Consider the following 16042-nt stretch of genomic DNA (forward strand, 5'->3'; position numbering starts at 1 on the left):
GGACACGGAGCGCTCGCCAGCTTAATTCTTGACTTATATTAGTTTTCACTGAGAGAGTCCCGCCGTGCACGCGCTCGACGTCCTCGGCGACCCGGTCCGCCGCCGGCTGCTCGAGCTCCTCGCGGACGGGGAGCAGCCCGCCGGTGGGCTCGGCGCGGTCGTCGGCGACGAGTTCGGCATCTCCCAGCCCGGGGTCTCCCAGCACCTGCGGGTCCTGCGCGAGCAGGGCTTCGTCTCCGTCCGCGCGGAGGGCACGCGGCGGCTGTACTCGGTGAACGCCGCCCCGCTGCGCGAGGCCGACGACTGGCTCGGGCGCTTCCGCGGGTTCTGGGAGCCACACCTCGACGCCCTCGCCACCGAGATCGCGCGCGGGAAGCGCGCCCGGCGCCACGACCAGAAGGAGACCTGATGGACATCCGCCGCGAGATCGACGCGACCGAACGCGTGGTGGGCGGCCCCACCGCCGGAACCACCGACCTGCACGGTGTCACCGACCTGCACAGCGTCACGGTGGCGCGCACCTACCCCACCGACGTCGACGACCTGTGGGAGGCCTGCACCACCGCGGACCGCCTCGCCCGCTGGCTGCTCCCCGTCGAGGGCGACCTGCGCGAGGGCGGCCGATACCAGCTCGAGGGTCAGGCCGGCGGCACGATCCTGGCCTGCCGGGCGCCGTACGCATTCGACGCGACCTGGGAGTACGGCGGCGAGACGAGCTGGATCGAGGTCCGGCTGCATCCCGAGGCCGACGACCGGTCCCGCCTGGAGCTCACCCACCGCTACCGGATCGCCGACGACCACCACTGGCTCCGGTACGGCCCGGCCGCCACCGGGGTCGGCTGGGACCTGGCCATGGTCGGCCTGGCGCACCACCTCGGCGACGGCGGCACCCCGCACGGCGAGTCCGACGACTGGGCCTCCTCCGCCGAGGGCCGCGCCTTCCTCGCCGCCGCCGGGGAGGCCTGGCTCGCGCCGATCGTCGCCGGCGGCCTCGACCCGGACGACGCGCGCGCCCGCACCGACCGGACGGTCGCGTTCTTCACCGGAGCCGCACACTGACGCCCGACGACCACGGGGGGGGTCGCGGCGTCACCGTTCGAACAGGTTCCCGTCCAGGTAGATGTCCCAGTCGGCGCCCTGCAGCCCGTGCCCGCCGGAGCGCAGGTGATAGCTCATCGCCGGTCCGCGGAAACCCTGGTCGGTATCGGGCTGCCAGTCGTCGGAGGGCAGGCCGGTGTCGCCCAGCCCGTAGAGGTCGTACACCTGCGCGGCGCCCACATAGGACAGGAACTCGCCCTGCGGATCGGCGTTGCCGTCCTCGGTGGCGCTGCCGACGACGATCCGCCGGGGCGCGACCAGCGCCATCAGCTCGTGCTGGTCGACCGGCAGGGCGTCCTCGTTGTCGTTGTACTCCCGGTAGGTCTCCGGGAACCAGTGCGGGAACTGGCCGTTGATGGCCGAGACCGTCTCGCCCTCGCCGCGGCGGGCCATCTTCGCGCCGGTCGAGCCCGAGTTGTTGGTGATCGCCGCCGCGAAGCGGGTGTCCTGGGCCCCGGCCCACAGCGAGGCCTTGCCGCTGCGGGAGTGGCCGATCACCGCGACCTTCGCCGGATCGATGTCCGGGTCGGTCTCCAGGTAGTCCATCGCCCGGCTGGCGCCCCAGGCCCAGGCACTGATCGTGCGACCCGCGTTCTCGGGCAGGTCCTCCCCGGACGGGTGGAACAGGTCGATCACGCCGTCGCGGTAGCTGCCGCTGTCGTCGGGCGCGATCCCGTTCGCGTCGATGTGGGCGAAGGCGTACCCGGCCTCGGTGACCTTGCCGACCGGGGCGTAGTCGGACGAGTCGCCCGGGTCGTCCCCGACCGAACCGCGGTGGTCGATCATCAGGAACGTGCCACGCGGGGTCTGGCCGTCGGGGACGAAGAGCTTCATCTCGAAGCTCCCGCTGCCCTCCGGGCCGGTGATACCGATCTCGACGTTCTTGCGGGTCACGCCGCCGGCGTCGTTCTCGGAGACGTCGAAGGTCTGCTCGACCGGGGCGGGCAGGCTCTCGCCGTAGACGTGCTGCCGGAAGTCGGCCAGCAGCTCCTCGCGGCGCACGCCCTCCCACACCTCCGTACTGCCGGCGCAGTTCCCGTCGCCCAGCCGCAGCGGGTTGGGGACGTCCAGGCCACCGATCGACACGAGCGGCTCGGCCGGCTCCTGGGCGGACAGCTGCGAGGTGATCGTGCCGACGAGACCACGCTCCACACCCGACACCGGACCGCAGGCCTCCGCGTTCTGCACCGTCTGCGGCAGGGACACGTCACCGGCGGCGAGGGCGGCCGTGACGAGCAGCGCCGAGCGGCTGTTCGTGGCGAACGCACGCAACCGGCCGGGACGGCCGTGGTGGTGACGGGAGGTACGCATGTGGCGGAACGTACCCAGAGATCGTCACGCTCCACACGCCGTTCGACCCGGCACGACCGGATGGGGTGACGGAATCCCACCACCGGCCGGATGACGCCCGCCCATCGGACACCACGCGCGGTGACCTCGTGCGCGTCCTCAGAAGCGTTCCGGGACCGGCAACGGCGCGAGCGCGCGGGCCCGGGCGAAGGCGGCCGCGTCGCCGTCCGCCCCGGGCGCGTCGATCACCCGGGTGCGCAGGTCGTGCCTGAGGTCGTGAGCCTCCTGCCGGTACACCGCCGCGAGCAGTTCGACGGCCCGGGCCGACATCGGCATCCCGTCGGCGCGCTGGGTCCCGGCCAGAGCGGGGAGACCGCCGGCCTCGCCGTCCAGCCAGGCCACCCGGCAGGCGTCCCGGAAGGCCTCGCGGCTGCGCTTCCGGGCCCGGCGGGAGCGGTGGACGTGGCGCACGACGCGGGCCCCGATCAGCACGAGCACCACGCCCAGCACGGCGAGCAGGTTCTCGAGCACGGTCTCCACCACGCTCGACAGCCTGCCGTGGATCCGGTCACGGGGCGAGCGGTCGGCGACGGTCCGGCTGCGGAGCACATCGGCCCGCTCAGCACTCGCAGCCTGCCGCCGCGGGGACGACGGTGAGGTCGTCCGGGGTCCGCGCGACCCGGCCGCCGGCGGTGTCCACCGGGAGCCCTTCGCGCACCCAGTACTCGAACCCGCCGATCATCTCGCGGACGTCGTAGCCGAGCTCGGCCAGCGCGAGCGCCGCCTTCGTCGCGCCGTTGCAGCCGGGGCCCCAGCAGTGGACGACGACCCGCGCGTCGGGGTCGATCTCGGTCGCGGCGCGCGAGCGGATCGTCGCCGCCGGCATGTGCAGCGCCCCCGGCAGCCGGCCGTGCGCCCACGCGGCGTCGCCGCGCACGTCGAGGACGACGACGTCGTCGCCGGCCTCGAGGGCGGTGTGGACGCCGCGATCCTCGACGAGCTGCAACGGAACGGCCGGCTCAGCGTCGCGGAGCTGTCGCGCACCGTCTCGATGTCGCACAGCGCGGTCACCGAGCGCGTACGCCGTCTCGAGCAGGAGGGCGTGATCGCCGGCTACGCCGCGGTCGTCGACCCGGAGCGCATGCGCTACACGATCATGGCGTTCCTGCGGCTGCGCTACCCGAGCAGCCGGTACGAGCCGCTGCACCGGCTGCTGGCCGAGGTACCCGAGGTGATCGAGGCCCACCACGTCACCGGGGACGACTGCTTCGTCATGAAGGTCCACGCCGCCTCGATGCGGCACCTCGAGCAGGTGGCGGGCCGGATCGGGGCGCTGGGCAGCGTCACTACGAGCGTCGTGTACTCGTCGGTGCTCGATCGCCGGGCGCTGCCGCCGCGGTCGTAGTCTCGGGTCCGTGATGCAGGTCGTCGACCACGAGCCGCGCAGCTGGTTCCTCATGCGTGACGGTGACCGGCTGTACCTGGATGTGAACTGCAACCACGGCGCCTTCGGGTACTCGGTGCTGATCGAGCTCGACGGGTCCGAGCGGCGGGCCCTGGACGAGCAGGGGCGCGGATACCTGCACGAGCTCGCCGACGCCGTCCACATGAGCGCCCCGGCCGCGCGCGACAGCACGTCGCCGTACCGGGACCGGGACCAGTCGCGGACGTATGGGACGGCGACGAGCGAGGCCGTCGCCGCCTGGCGGAGGTCGGGCGGGTCCTGATCGTGACGGCCGGGGGCGACGGCGGGACCGACGTCCTGCCGGCCGCGTCCGTCCCAGCACGGCCGAGCCGGACGTCGCCCACCCGGGCATGCACCGGGCACCGGGCACGTCGCGGCGCCTCGTCGCAGCGGCTCGTCCCAGCGGCTCCTCGCGGGCGGGAGCATCCCGAGCAGCGATATCACCTCGCACCGAGTGCGCTTCTCACTGCCGGCGACTCCGACCCGACTCCCGAGAACCTGGCCGCGGGCCGCGCGGACTCGGGCAGTCGGCCGCCGGCCCCGGGACGGTTGCGGCGCCCGCGACCGCTGGGACGGCGCCCCGCGGGACAGGATCATTGGTGAGGGGCACCTGAGGGTAGTTCGATCCTGTGGCGAGAGCTCTCCGGTACTCCTCACGGGATGCTTCGATCGAGGGCGGGCGATGCTTGCGATTGCTGGTCGCCAAGTGGTCGCGTTCGTGCGTCCAGTGGCCATCAGAGTGCTGGCCGGAGGCCTATACTCGAACACATGAGCGACATCGGCGGCCCGCTACTCGCGGTCGAGCTGTGTGCGCACGGCTGGCCGCCCTCGGTGTGCCGGGAACTCTGCGACCAGCTCGACGACCCGGACGAGCCCTGGGGACTTGCGACACTGCCCGACACCCCGGTCGGGCCCGGGCTGGCGTTGCAGGTCCAGACCGCCGCGGCCGCCCCGCAACTGTGCACCGACACCGAGGTGCTCGCCCTCGCCGAGAGCGCGGCACGGCTGCGGGAAAGCTTCGCCGCGATCACGATGCGGATGGTCGGGGTGTTCACCGCCCGCTACCCGCACGGCAGCAGCGCCGCCCCACCTGATGCCGACCCGAGAGCGGTCTGTCCGGTCTCGCGCTGGCTGCCCGACCAGATCTCTCTGGTGTTCTCGATCTCGCGTGAGGAGGCCCTGTCGATGATCGGGCGCGCCCGCCGGTTCACCGACGTCCTGCCCGCCACGTTGGCCGCGTGGGAGGCCGGACGGATCGACGAACGCCGCGCCGACCAGATCTCTCACGCCACCACCGTGCTCTCCGACGACCTGGCCCGCGAAGTCGAAGCGGCCGTGCTGCCCGGCGCCGGGGAGGCGACCCGCCGTCAGCTGTCTGACCGGATCCGGCGCGCCATCGCCCGCCTCGACCCTGACGGGGCCCAGCGCCGGCATGCCGTCGCCAAGGCCGACCGGCGGATGTCGATCAACCGCGGTGAGGAGGGCATGGGATCGCTGTGGATCTCCGGGACCGCCGAGCAGACCGAAGCCTCCTGGCGGTGTGTGGACCGGATGGCCCGCTCACTGGGCACGCAGGACACCCGCACCCTGGACCAGCGCCGGGTCGACATCGCCCACCACCTGCTCCAAGGCACCATGTCGGTCACCGACCTCGGCGCGGTCGAGTCCGCGGTGGCGAGCGTGCTCGCCGCGGCGCAGACGGCCTCGCCCGCGGGCGACGCCCGCCCCTCCGGCGCCGAGGGTGCGACCAGCACCGCCGCACAGCCCGGCACACCATCCGACGACGACGGGACGAACGGCGATGACGCGACCGGAGCCACGCGGCAGCACGAGGCCGCTGCCGCACCCGCCGGACCTGCCGCCCCGGCTGCGATCGTCTCGCGGGAGGTGATCGCCGCGGCGGTCGCCCAGGCCCTGGCCACCAAGCCCGACCCCAACACCGTGATCGGCCGCAAACCCCTGATCCAGGTCGTGGTCGGCCTCGACACCCTCCTGGGCTCCGAGCGTCCCGCCGAACTGGTCGGCCACGGACCCATCCCCGCAGTGACGGCCCGTGCCCTGTCCGCCGGCGGCTCCCTGGCCCGCATCGTCACCGACCCGGTCACCGGGCAGTGCCTCGACTACGGGCGCAGCACCTACACCCCACCCGCCAACCTCGACGACCACGTCCGCGCCCGCGACGGACACTGCCGCGGAGCCCTCTGCACCCGCGACATCCGCGAGCTCGACCACCACATCCCCTACGGCGGCGGCCACAACGGACACACCAGCGCCGAGAACCTGCACGGCTTCTGCACCAGCACCCACAAACTCAAAGACGCCCCCGGCTGGCGCGCCATCTCCCACCCCGACGGCGGCCTGGAATGGATCAGCCCCTGCGGCTGGTCCCGCACCACCTACCCCAAGGACTACACACCCTTCACCGACCCACTACCCCAACCACCGACCCCACCCACCGCGCCGGCCCCCGCTGAGACCGCCCAGGACCCGGACATGCCGCCACCGTTCTGACGGTGCCGTCGACCGACCGGAGTGGTGACGCCCGGACGCCCACGTCCCGCGGTGGGGGCGCTCCCCGACGCGCCAGGAGCTCGGTGAGCCGCGAGCTCGAGTCCGAGTCCGAGTCCGAGTCCGAAAAGATCTCGCTCCTCCTCCCCTCCCCCACTAGCGTCGTCGGCTCCCGAGCCGAGAGCAGGTGTCGTCGTGGCGTGTCGTATCGGTGAGCTCGTGCTCGAGTGCCGCGATCCGGAGGCGCAGGCGCGGTTCTGGTGCGAGGTCCTCGACTTCGTCGTGCTCGACCGCGAGGCCGACGGCTCGGTGGAGATCGGTGCACGTGACGGGTTCGGCGGCTCCCAGCCGACGATGATCCTCAGCCCCAGGGACGAGCTGGAGAACACGACTCTCCGGCTGCACATCGACGTCAACGCCACCGACCGCGACCAGGACGCCGAACTCGAACGCCTGCTGGCGCTCGGTGCCCGCCCGGCCGACGTCGGACAGACCGGCCGCGAGTCCTGGCACGTCCTCGCCGACCCCGAGGGCAACGAGTTCTGCCTGCTGAAGGCCCGCATCCCCCCGCTGTGACGGCCACGTGGTGGCCCGAGCTGTGAGCCCGCCCGACGGCGCGACCGCCCAGGAACGCCACCCCGAACCGTCGGTCCACGGCGCGCCTCACGCCAGGGTGGCGAGGGCGATGGCGTCCGGCTCGGGCCCGGCGCGCACGACGACCGCCCCGGACGGCGCCCACACCGCGGACGTGCCGGCGGTGACCGGATACGCCGGACCGACGTTCCCGGCCGCGCCGGCGAGTACGACGTGGGCCGCGCACGCCCGGGCGATCACCGTGGCGCGGGCCTCCTGCTCGGCGAGCTCGTCGGGCCGGTGGACGACCCCGGCCACATACACGTCGATCCCCAGCGCGGCGGTCCCGGCCGTGTGCTGGAACGAACCGGTGTCCTTGCAGATCGCCAGGCCCAGCCGTCGGCCGTCGACCACCCGCACGGTGGGGCCGTCGCCCCGATCGAAGTGATCCGCCTCGTCGCCTCCGAGCCACGTCTTGCGGTAGGCGACCGTGACCGCGTCGCCGTCGACGGCGAGCACGGCGATGTAGCGCCGTCCCGACTCGACGACGGGCGCTCCCACCAGCGCGACCGTCCCGGTCTCGCGGCAGGCCGCGGCGAGCGGGGCGACGACCGGCGAGTTCGGCTCCACGTCCTCGGAGTCGAGCACGTAGCCGGTCAGGGACAGCTCCGGGAATACCACCACCCGGGCCGCTGCGCGTCGCACCAGGTCGGCATGAGCGTGCACGTTGGCGGCGACGTCGCCCGGACGACAGGTCGGCTGAGCAGCGGCGACGGTCAGCGGGGTCGGCACACCGGCGAGTGTGCAGGACGCGTGCCCGTCAGCCGTCGAGCGCCTCGACCACCATCCGGTGCCCCTGACGCTCGAACGCCTCGTCCCCGACCCCGTACGCCCAGACGGCGGTGCTGATCGCCTCCCGCAGCAGCTCCCGTCGCCACGCGGCCGGGTCGCGCGGGTCCCGGCCGTACCCGTCCAGGAAGGCCGCCTCCAGATCCGGGCGCCCCCGGAACTGCTGCACGGCCAGCCGGCACAGGTCGGTGTGTGCCGGTCGCAGGTCCGCGCGCCCGAAGTCGATCACTGCGACGACGCCGTCGTGCACCAGCCAATTGCGTGGCTGCCAGTCGCCGTGCGTCGGGACGAGCGATGCCGGTCCGTCCGGCCAGGACGTGACCTCGGCCCGCAGGCGCTCCTCGGTCGCCGGATCGATGCGGTGCGGGCCGTCCAGGTGGCGCACGGCCCGGGCACGCATCCGCGTCTCGTAGCCGGGATCCGTCGCCCCCGGCTGGTCGTGCAGGTCCGCGAGCAGCCGCCCGGCCTGCCGATAAGTCTCCGGATCGGCCTCCGCCGGGTGGTCCTCGACGAGCGTGCCCGGCAGGTAGCGGGTGACGAGGAGCTTCGCGTCGTCGTCGGCGTGCAGCAGTTCCGGGGCGCTGCCCCGCCACGGTGCGAGCCACTCGCGGTGCGCGCGGAGCTCGCGGGTGAGGTGCGTGTCGGCGTCGTCGCCGGCCTTGACGATCACGTCCCGGTCGCCGTGGCGGAGCTGGAGAACGGTCGTGCCAACGACACCCCAGGAGTGGTCGCGGACGGTCACGGCGCCGGGCAGCCAGGCGTCGAGCAACGCGGTCTGACGAGCGGAGAGGGTGCGCGAGGTCGGGGGCACGCACACACATTCGTGCGATGCGCACCGCACGGTCAACGTCGTGCACCGGCTCCCCGACGCCACCACCGGAAGGACATCCGATGACCACGACCACCGCACCGACCGTCGTGCTGGTCCACGGTGCGTTCGCCGACGTCATCCGGGAGCTGCAGGTCTCCGGCCTGAGCGTCCGCGCGCCGGCCAACCCGCTGCGGGGGCCGGCCTTCGACGGACCGCCCGCAGGAGCTGTTCCGCGAGTGCAGCGTCTACTCCGAGCTGGTCAGCTCCCCCGGGTGCTGCGGGTCGCGATGCGGACCGCGCTCGAGCGCGGAGGCGTCGCCGCCGTCGTCGATCGGCCGGCGGGTACCGGGGGACGTCGCCCTGAGCGACATCCCGGGCCGGCCGGCGTCGGCGTCCGCACCGAGCGACGCGAGATCGCCCTGCCGCCGAAGGTCACGTTCGACCAGGCCCGCGGGTTCACGCTGTGGGCGACGCGCAGCGCGCTGAGCGGCGACGCGAGCGAGGTCGGGGACGTGGCGAAGGTCAACCTGCGGGAGCCCGCGGCGGGGTGACGTGCTGGGCCTGCGGGATCAGCGCGTCCTCGTCGGGGATCTCCGTGATCGCGGCGCCCTGGACGGGCAGCACCGCCGAGAGCAGCCAGTCGCCGGCGACCCGCACCGCGCTCGCCGTGTCCGGCAGCGCGAACAGGTGGTAGCCGCGGGTGACGACCTTGGCCGGGAGGCCGGTGAGCGGGATCCCCAGCGGCCGGGCGAGCGCGTCGCGGCCGCCGAGGTCGGCGACCAGGCCGAGGTCGTGGTGCCGGTAGTCCCGGGACCGGCCGACGCCGAGTGACGCGGCCACGTTCCGGGCCAGCGCACACCCCTGCCGCAGGGCGTGCTGCGCGGTCGGCGGCGTCACCCGCGCCCGACCGCCGGCGCCCTGGTCCGCGGTCAGGTCGGGTACTGCCGCGGCGTCGCCGGCCGCCCACACCCCGGGCGTCCCGGGCACCCGCAGCCGCGCGTCGACGACGAGCCGGCCCTTCTCGGTCGGCAGCCCCAGGCTCCCCACCAGCGGATTCGCCACCACCCCGGCGCCCCAGACCAGGGTGCGGGCAGGGACGACGGCCCCGTCGGTCAGGGTGACCGCGTGGTCGTCGGCCGAGGCCACGGTCACCCCGAGGCGGACGTCGACGCCGCGGCGGCGCAGCACGTCCAGCGCGGCGCGGCCGAGTCGGGGCCCGAGCTCGGGCAGCACGCTGTCGGCGACGTCGACCAGGGTCCAGCGGACGTCGCCCGGCCGCACCCGCTCCCACCGCGCGGACACCGCGTCGACCATCCGCTGGAGCTGGGCGACGACCTCGGTGCTGCTGTACCCCGCGCCCACCGCGACGACGCCGAGGCGCTCGCGCCGCTCGCCGTCCGACCCCGGGGGCAGCGCGTCGGCCCGGTCCAGCTCACCGAGCAGGTGGTCGCGCAGGTACCGCGCCTCCCCCAGCGTCTTCACCCCGTGCGCGCGCTCGGGCACCCCGGGGACGTCGAACTGGCGGGTGACCGAACCCGGGGTCAGGACCAGCCGGTCCCAGCCGAGGGTCTCCCCCGTGTCGACCTGCAGGGTCCGCGCGGCGACGTCGACGGTCGTGACCCGCCCGATGACGATCCGGGTGCGGCGCAGCACCTGGTGCAGCGGGACCGCGATGTGCCGGGGCTCGACGATCCCGGCGGTCACGTCCGGGAGCAGCGGGCTGTAGAGGAAGTAGTTCCGCGGCGACACCAGGGTCAGTTCGGCGGTGTCGCCGGGCAGCAGCCGCTCCAGTCCGCGGGCCGCGTACAGGCCCGCGAACCCGGCTCCGACGACCAGCACACGACGGGGCACGACGTCCTCAGCCCGGGTCCGGATCGATCATCGCTGGTACCTCTCCGCCGTGTCGGACGGTCCACCGTCGCCGCGGCCCGGCCCGCCGACATCGCACGATCGTGCGGAGCGGCCGCTCCCGCGGACCCTGTCACGCTCCGCCGGTGGCTGCCAGTTGCGCCTCGAGACGGCGGAGGACGCGATGCTGGACCGGCTTGAGCGAGCGCTCGCCGAACTCGTCCAGCAGGGTCGACGCCCGCCGGCTCAGCTCCGGCTGCTCGCCCACCCGCTCCAGGATCGGCCGGAGATGGGCGGCCCAGTCGTCGACCAGCGCGGAGACGTCCTCCTCCGACGCCTCGGAGTCGAGCGCGTAGAACCGGGCACTCAGCGACTCGGCGACCTCCGCGTTCTCCTCCGCCGCGCTGAGCAGGGTGATGAGTTCGCCACGGCCGGCGTCGCCGATCAGGTGCCCGGCCAGGACCAGGTGTTCGTGCTCGTACCGGGCCATGCCGGCCGGCAGGGACGTGGGCGCGGAGCGGAACGCCGCGATCTCCGGGGTCAGGTCCGGAGGTGCTCCGGCACGACGCAGCGCCGCGATGGTGGACCGGCGGGCCGTGAGCCGCTCGATCTCGGCGGACGCCTGCTGGTCGAGCTCGTCGAGCAGCTCCTCCGCCGCGTCCGGGTCGTCCAGCACCGTCGCCAGCGAGGACAGCGGCACGCCGAGCGCGGTCAGCCGGGTGATGCGCAGGAGCCGGACGAGGTGGCCGACGTCGTAGCGGCGGTACCCGCCGGTCGAGCGCGGCGGCTCGGGCAGCAACCCGATCTGGTGGTAGTGCCGCAGGGTCCGGACGGTGACGCCGGCCAGGTCGGCCAGTTCGCTGCTCAGCAACCGTGGGCTCCTTCCGTGCTCACGGCGACGACCATGCCATCACTGCGTCCGCCGATGTGACGCGACAGGAACCGCTCCATCGTGCGGTACAGCTCGATGTTGCTGTCCGGGTTGGAGAACCCGTGGCCCTCGCGCTCGTTGAGCAGGTACTCCACCTCGACACCCCGGGCGCGCAGGGCCTCGTGGACCCGGTCGGAGTTGCTGCGGTGGACGCGGACGTCCTCCGCGCCGTGGACGAGCAGCATCGGCGCGGTGATGTCGTCGACCCGGTTGATCGGGGACCGGGCGAGCATGTCGGCCTCCTGCTCCGGGACGTCCGGGTCGCCCATGTAGCGGCCGAAGCTGTTGACGGCCAGACGCCGCGCGAACGGAAGGGTCTGTCGCGCCAGGTCGGTGAGGTCGGACATGCCGACGTAGCTGATCGCGGCGGCGAACCGGTCCGGGGTGAACGCGGCCCCGACCATGGCGGCGTACCCGCCGTAGGAGCCCCCGTAGATCGCGACCCGGTCGCGGTCGGTGTAGCCCTCGGCGATCGCCCAGTCCACGGCGTCGACGACGTCGTCGTGCATCCGCCCGGCGAACTCGCCGATCGCGGCCTGGGTGTGGGCCTTGCCGTAGCCGGTGGAGCCGCGGAAGTTGACCTGCAGCACCGCGTAGCCGCGGTTGGCCAGCAGCTGCACCTCCGGGTCGTAACCCCAGCTGTCGCGGTACCAGGGCCCGCCGTGCAGCACCACGACCGTCGGCAGGTCGCGGTGCTCGACGCCGAGGGGCAGCGTGAGGTGCAGCGTCAGGTCGATCCCGTCGCGTGCGCTGACGGTGATCGGCGTGACCGGTGCCAGCGTGGCCGGGTCGAGGTGCGGGTAGGGGCGGAACAGCCGGCGCGCGAGCCCGGTGGTGTGGTCGTAGAACCAGGTGACGCGGGGGTCGCGGTCGTGGGTGAAGTCCACGACCCAACGCCGGCCGGTCGCGTCGGCCGAGACGTGGGCGAGGTCGCCGTCGGAGAGCTCGGCCAGCCGCGGCAGGACCGCGGCGAAGTGCGGGTCGAGGGCGTGGATCTCCTGGCGGGCGCCGAGGTAGCGGGCGCCGAGCAGCTCCCCGGTGCCCGGGTGCACGATCAGCGCCGAGGGGGCGCTCCGGTCGACCGCCGGCCGGGTGTCCAGGTCGAACACCGGGTGGCTGTCCACCCCGAGCTCCTCGCCGGTGTCGAGGTCGACCCGGACCAGCCGGGTGCGGTCCGACCCGCGCGACGACCCGATCCACAACTCGGTCCCGTCCGGGGTGGGGACGCCCGGCAGGAGGCCGAAGAGGTGGTCGAGCCCGGAGAACCGGTTGATCAGACGGGGTGCGCCGTCGTCCCACTCGGAGAGCAGGTGCGTACCGTCCTCGGCGATGGCGAAGGCCAGGATCCGCCCCTGCGCGGTGCGCAGCCAGCTGAAGACGTCGCCGGGGTTCTCGGCGAGCACGGTCCGCTCGCCGGTCTCGAGGTCCACCTCGTGGAAGTCCATCAACTCGGGGCGGCGCGCGTTGAGCTGCACGAACACCGACCCGGGCCGGTCGGCGCCGAACTGGATGCCCTCCACCCGGACGCCCGGGATCGGGGTGAGGTCGACCGCCGGCTCGTCGGGACGGGCCGGCTCCACGCGCAGCAGGTGGTGGTTCTCGTCGCCGTCGGTGTCCTGCAGGTAGAGCAGGTGATGCGAGTCGGCGGTCCAGTGGAACGCGCCGATGCTGCGGTGGTCGTCGGCGGTGACCCGGCGGGCCGCGGGGTCGTCGGCGGCGTCGGTCTCGGGCCAGTCGCCGTCCAGGTCGCGGACGAAGACGTTGAGCCGGTCCCGCCACGGGGCGAGGAAGGCGACCTTGGTGCCGTCCGGGGAGATCTGGGCGCCGGTGCGGGCGGGCGGGTCGAAGAACTCCTCGACGGTGATCAGGGTGGGCTGCGTGGTCATGGGGTGCCTCCAGGGGTGTCGTGTGCGGACACCCCCGAGTTCAGACTCCGACGTCGCGTCGGGCTCAAGTCTTGCTGGCATGAGCCATGCCACACACCGCTGACAACGGAGGCGCGGGCGGGAGCGCGTCGTACGGTGAGCGGCGTGCTGCGCTGGAGGGATCCGCTACCCGACCGGCCGCGCCGCATCGTCGTCGCCGGGGTGTCCGGGTCGGGCAAGACGACCCTGGCCGCCCGTATCGCACCGGTCCTGGACGTTCCGCACACCGAGATCGACGGGCTCTTCCACGGCCCCGAGTGGCGGCCGCGTCCGTCGTTCGTCGACGACGTCCACCGGCTCGTGACCGCCGACTCCTGGATCACCGAGTGGCAGTACGGCGTTGCCCGCCCGCTGCTCGCTGCGCGTGCAGAACTGCTGGTGTGGCTCGATCTGCCGTTCTGGACGGTGACCATTCCCCGCGTAGCGCGCCGCACATGGCGCCGCAGCCGGAACCGTGAGGTGCTGTGGAACGGAAACGTCGAGCCGCCACTGCATCGGATGCTGATCGACCGTGAGCACATCCTGAGATGGGCGATCTCGACCCGCCACAAATACCGCGAGTCGGTACCGATCGCGGCGAAGGAGCACCCCCAGCTGAGGGTCGTACGCTTGCAGTCGCCGACGGAGGTCGAGGGCTGGATCGCAGGACCGCTGCAGGGCGCCGGGCGAGACTAGCCCGGCATCCATTCCGGCCCGCCCGTCATCGCCGACGAAAGGCCTTGAGCCCGACGCGACGTCGTAGTTTGAGCTTGTCGCATGGGACGGATCATCTTCTTCTACCTGGCGTCGTTCGGCACCTCGCTGCTGGGAAACTCGATCACCGCGATCGCCCTGCCCCTGGTGGTGCTGTTCACCACCGGTAGCCCATTGAGCGCGGGTGTCGTGGCGATCGCCGCCGCGGTGCCCGCGGCCCTGGCGGGGCTGCTCATGGGCTCGCTCGTCGATCGGATCAACCGTCGCACGGCCGCGATTCTGTCCGACGTCATCTCGGCGGCGGCACTGCTGATCCTGCCCATTGTTCATCTCACGGTCGGGCTGAGCCTCGGCTGGTTCATCGCCGTCGCCGTTCTGAACTCGTTCGGCGACGTGCCGGGCATCACCGCACGGGAGGCGATGCTGCCGGCGATCGCCAGGGCCGCGGAGATGAACCCCTCGCGGCTCATCGGGATCCGGGAGTCGCTGAGCGGGATATCCCTGCTGCTCGGCCCGGCGATCGCAGGAATCCTCGTTGCCACATTCGAGCCGGTCACCGTGCTGTGGATGACGTCCGGCCTGGCGACGCTGGCGGCCGCGCTCACGCTCGCCATTCCGCGACGTGCGGCGGCGTCTGCCCCTGACCACGCAGAGACCTCCGCCACCAGGCCCGCGATCTCCATGTTCCACGGCCTGGGGATCATCGTCCGGTCACCGCTACTGCGCGGACTGGTCCTGCTGGGAATGGCCCTGTCCGTCGTGCTGGCGGCAACGCAGGGCATGGTGATCCCGGTCCACTTCGCGTTCCAGGGCGAGCCGCAGTTCGTCGGATTCGTGCTCAGCGCGCTCGCCGCGGGCCTGCTGATCGGCGGCGGATCCTTCGCGGCTCTCGGCCGCCGGATCCCGCACCGCGTGTGGTTCGTCGCCGGCCTCGTCCTCGTCGCGGTGGGGTTCTCGATCCTCGGTGTCCTCGGCCCGGCGTGGTCGATCTTCGCCGGGGCGGCGGTCGTGGGCGTGGGTGGCGGCTGCATGAACGCCGTGGTCGGGCTCGCGTTCATCGAGAACGTCCCCGACTCCCGACGCGGCACGGTGCTGGGCGCGCAGAACGCCGTCATGACCGTGGTCCCCGCCGCGGGCATCGGTGTCGCCGCCGTGCTCATCGAGGTCAGCGGCCTGCGCCTCGCGACCACCGTCCTCACCGTGCTGTGGATCCTCGCCGCCGCCGGCGCACTGCTCACCCCTCGCCTCCGCCGCTTGCGCCTGCACGACGCCTGATCCATCCCCACCACCTGGTCTGTCCAGGTGTCACCGATTCCACGTCAATCGCAAGGAAGGAACCATGTCCATGAAGACCTACGAGAACTTCCGGAGCGTTCTACGGGAGAACTGGAGGACCTACCTCCTGATCAACGTCGTCGTCTACGGCACCCTCGTCGCGACGATGGTCGTCACCGCTCTCACTCCCGGGATGCAGGAAGCCGGACTCGAGAATGTCGACGCATTCCTCGACGCCCCGGGCGCGTCCAGCGTCGTCGCTGCGTATGAAAGCGGCAACTTCGTAATGATGACGCTGGCGACGTTCCTCGGGAACCTGCTGTTCGCGGCCCTGCTGACGACGACTTTGCCCTCGCTCGCCATTCCCTTCTTCGGTGTGGCCGCGACGGTATGGCGAGCTGTGTTCATCGGCGTGCCGTACGCCCCGACGTCGGCCGAGGGAGCGATGACACTCCTCGCCGTCTCGCCCGTCCTCGTGATCGAGTTCCAGGCCTATGTCCTGGCGATGCTGGGGTCCGTCGTCCTCTGGCGGTCGACCTTCGGTTACCGGCGACGCCAGCTTCCGTCGGCTCGGGCCGGGTACCGAGCGGGTTTCAGGGACAACATCCGTCTCTATCCGGCCATCGTCGTGATGCTGCTCGGGATCGCGCTGGTCGAGGCCGTCACGTACGCCTTCCTGCATTGACCCGGCCGACGACGTGGGGAGTCGATGTCGCGCCTCGACGGCGGGGGCCTCGGTGGGCACGCCGCGAATGTGCACGGTTCGGACGCTGGTA

The 16042-nt window shown here is 72.8% G+C and carries 18 protein-coding genes; 10 read left to right on the forward strand and 8 right to left on the reverse strand.

Annotated elements, in window-relative coordinates:
- The first annotated feature begins 64 nt into the window (after nucleotides 1-64).
- The gene (locus tag WIS52_RS06925; protein WP_349297282.1) at nucleotides 65-409 is read left to right on the forward strand and encodes an ArsR/SmtB family transcription factor; all 345 of its coding nucleotides are present in this window, start codon (nucleotides 65-67) and stop codon (nucleotides 407-409) included.
- Entirely contained in the window at nucleotides 409-1059 is a 651-nt protein-coding gene (locus tag WIS52_RS06930; protein WP_349297283.1) for an SRPBCC family protein, read from the forward strand. Before WIS52_RS06925 ends, WIS52_RS06930 begins: the two co-directional genes overlap by 1 nt.
- Nucleotides 1060-1089: 30 nt before the next feature.
- On the opposite strand, the gene WIS52_RS06935 is transcribed toward WIS52_RS06930, so the two are convergent.
- The 3 genes from WIS52_RS06935 to WIS52_RS06945 form a co-directional block, all read right to left on the reverse strand.
- Nucleotides 1090-2409 carry a glucuronyl esterase domain-containing protein gene (locus WIS52_RS06935; RefSeq protein ID WP_349297284.1) on the reverse strand — a complete coding sequence of 440 codons (1320 nt, stop codon included), beginning with the start codon at nucleotides 2407-2409 and terminating at the stop codon, nucleotides 1090-1092.
- Nucleotides 2410-2547: 138 nt separating this feature from the next.
- On the reverse strand, nucleotides 2548-2931 hold the full coding sequence (locus tag WIS52_RS06940) for a hypothetical protein (RefSeq protein WP_349297285.1): 384 nt from the start codon (nucleotides 2929-2931) through the stop codon (nucleotides 2548-2550).
- Between the two features lie 76 nt (nucleotides 2932-3007).
- Nucleotides 3008-3325, reverse strand: coding sequence for a rhodanese-like domain-containing protein (locus WIS52_RS06945; RefSeq protein ID WP_349297286.1), 318 nt, complete (start codon nucleotides 3323-3325; stop codon nucleotides 3008-3010).
- Between WIS52_RS06945 and WIS52_RS06950 the strand changes: the two genes are divergently transcribed.
- The 4 genes from WIS52_RS06950 (at nucleotide 3299) to WIS52_RS06965 (ending at nucleotide 6937) form a co-directional block, all read left to right on the forward strand.
- Nucleotides 3299-3793 carry an Lrp/AsnC family transcriptional regulator gene (locus WIS52_RS06950; protein ID WP_379611857.1) on the forward strand — a complete coding sequence of 165 codons (495 nt, stop codon included), beginning with the start codon at nucleotides 3299-3301 and terminating at the stop codon, nucleotides 3791-3793. The two genes, WIS52_RS06945 and WIS52_RS06950, sit on opposite strands and share 27 nt — an antisense overlap.
- A 10-nt stretch (nucleotides 3794-3803) precedes the next feature.
- Nucleotides 3804-4115 (forward strand): hypothetical protein, encoded by a 312-nt coding sequence (locus tag WIS52_RS06955; protein ID WP_349297287.1) that lies wholly within the window; start codon nucleotides 3804-3806, stop codon nucleotides 4113-4115.
- Between the two features lie 506 nt (nucleotides 4116-4621).
- A complete protein-coding gene (locus WIS52_RS06960; RefSeq protein ID WP_349297288.1) occupies nucleotides 4622-6364 on the forward strand; it encodes a DUF222 domain-containing protein in 1743 nt (580 codons plus the stop codon).
- A gap of 192 nt (nucleotides 6365-6556) precedes the next feature.
- Nucleotides 6557-6937, forward strand: a complete 381-nt coding sequence (locus WIS52_RS06965; RefSeq protein ID WP_349297289.1) for a VOC family protein — start codon at nucleotides 6557-6559, stop codon at nucleotides 6935-6937.
- Nucleotides 6938-7024: 87 nt separating this feature from the next.
- On the opposite strand, the gene WIS52_RS06970 is transcribed toward WIS52_RS06965, so the two are convergent.
- Nucleotides 7025-7726 carry a carbon-nitrogen hydrolase family protein gene (locus WIS52_RS06970; RefSeq protein ID WP_349297290.1) on the reverse strand — a complete coding sequence of 234 codons (702 nt, stop codon included), beginning with the start codon at nucleotides 7724-7726 and terminating at the stop codon, nucleotides 7025-7027.
- A gap of 28 nt (nucleotides 7727-7754) precedes the next feature.
- Complete coding sequence (locus tag WIS52_RS06975; protein ID WP_349297291.1) at nucleotides 7755-8594, reverse strand: phosphotransferase; 840 nt, start codon at nucleotides 8592-8594, stop codon at nucleotides 7755-7757.
- Between the two features lie 80 nt (nucleotides 8595-8674).
- Between WIS52_RS06975 and WIS52_RS06980 the strand changes: the two genes are divergently transcribed.
- Nucleotides 8675-9145 (forward strand): hypothetical protein, encoded by a 471-nt coding sequence (locus WIS52_RS06980; RefSeq protein ID WP_349297292.1) that lies wholly within the window; start codon nucleotides 8675-8677, stop codon nucleotides 9143-9145.
- Here the strand turns inward: WIS52_RS06980 and WIS52_RS06985 are convergent.
- The 3 genes from WIS52_RS06985 to WIS52_RS06995 form a co-directional block, all read right to left on the reverse strand.
- Nucleotides 9117-10445: an NAD(P)/FAD-dependent oxidoreductase gene (locus tag WIS52_RS06985; protein WP_349297293.1), complete on the reverse strand. Its 1329-nt coding sequence runs from the start codon at nucleotides 10443-10445 to the stop codon at nucleotides 9117-9119. The two genes, WIS52_RS06980 and WIS52_RS06985, sit on opposite strands and share 29 nt — an antisense overlap.
- 130 nt (nucleotides 10446-10575) lie before the next feature.
- The gene (locus tag WIS52_RS06990) at nucleotides 10576-11313 is read right to left on the reverse strand and encodes a MerR family transcriptional regulator (RefSeq protein WP_349297294.1); all 738 of its coding nucleotides are present in this window, start codon (nucleotides 11311-11313) and stop codon (nucleotides 10576-10578) included.
- Nucleotides 11307-13259, reverse strand: a complete 1953-nt coding sequence (locus WIS52_RS06995) for a S9 family peptidase (RefSeq protein ID WP_349297295.1) — start codon at nucleotides 13257-13259, stop codon at nucleotides 11307-11309. Before WIS52_RS06995 ends, WIS52_RS06990 begins: the two co-directional genes overlap by 7 nt.
- Nucleotides 13260-13394: 135 nt before the next feature.
- Between WIS52_RS06995 and WIS52_RS07000 the strand changes: the two genes are divergently transcribed.
- The 3 genes from WIS52_RS07000 (at nucleotide 13395) to WIS52_RS07010 (ending at nucleotide 15951) form a co-directional block, all read left to right on the forward strand.
- Nucleotides 13395-13973 (forward strand): P-loop NTPase family protein, encoded by a 579-nt coding sequence (locus WIS52_RS07000; RefSeq protein ID WP_349297296.1) that lies wholly within the window; start codon nucleotides 13395-13397, stop codon nucleotides 13971-13973.
- An 81-nt stretch (nucleotides 13974-14054) separates the two neighbouring features.
- Nucleotides 14055-15266 carry an MFS transporter gene (locus WIS52_RS07005; protein WP_349297297.1) on the forward strand — a complete coding sequence of 404 codons (1212 nt, stop codon included), beginning with the start codon at nucleotides 14055-14057 and terminating at the stop codon, nucleotides 15264-15266.
- Between the two features lie 70 nt (nucleotides 15267-15336).
- Nucleotides 15337-15951, forward strand: coding sequence for a hypothetical protein (locus WIS52_RS07010; RefSeq protein WP_349297298.1), 615 nt, complete (start codon nucleotides 15337-15339; stop codon nucleotides 15949-15951).
- The last annotated feature ends 91 nt before the right edge of the window (nucleotides 15952-16042 follow it).

This window comes from Pseudonocardia nematodicida, assembly GCF_040105385.1.
GTDB classification, from domain to species: domain Bacteria; phylum Actinomycetota; class Actinomycetes; order Mycobacteriales; family Pseudonocardiaceae; genus Pseudonocardia; species Pseudonocardia nematodicida.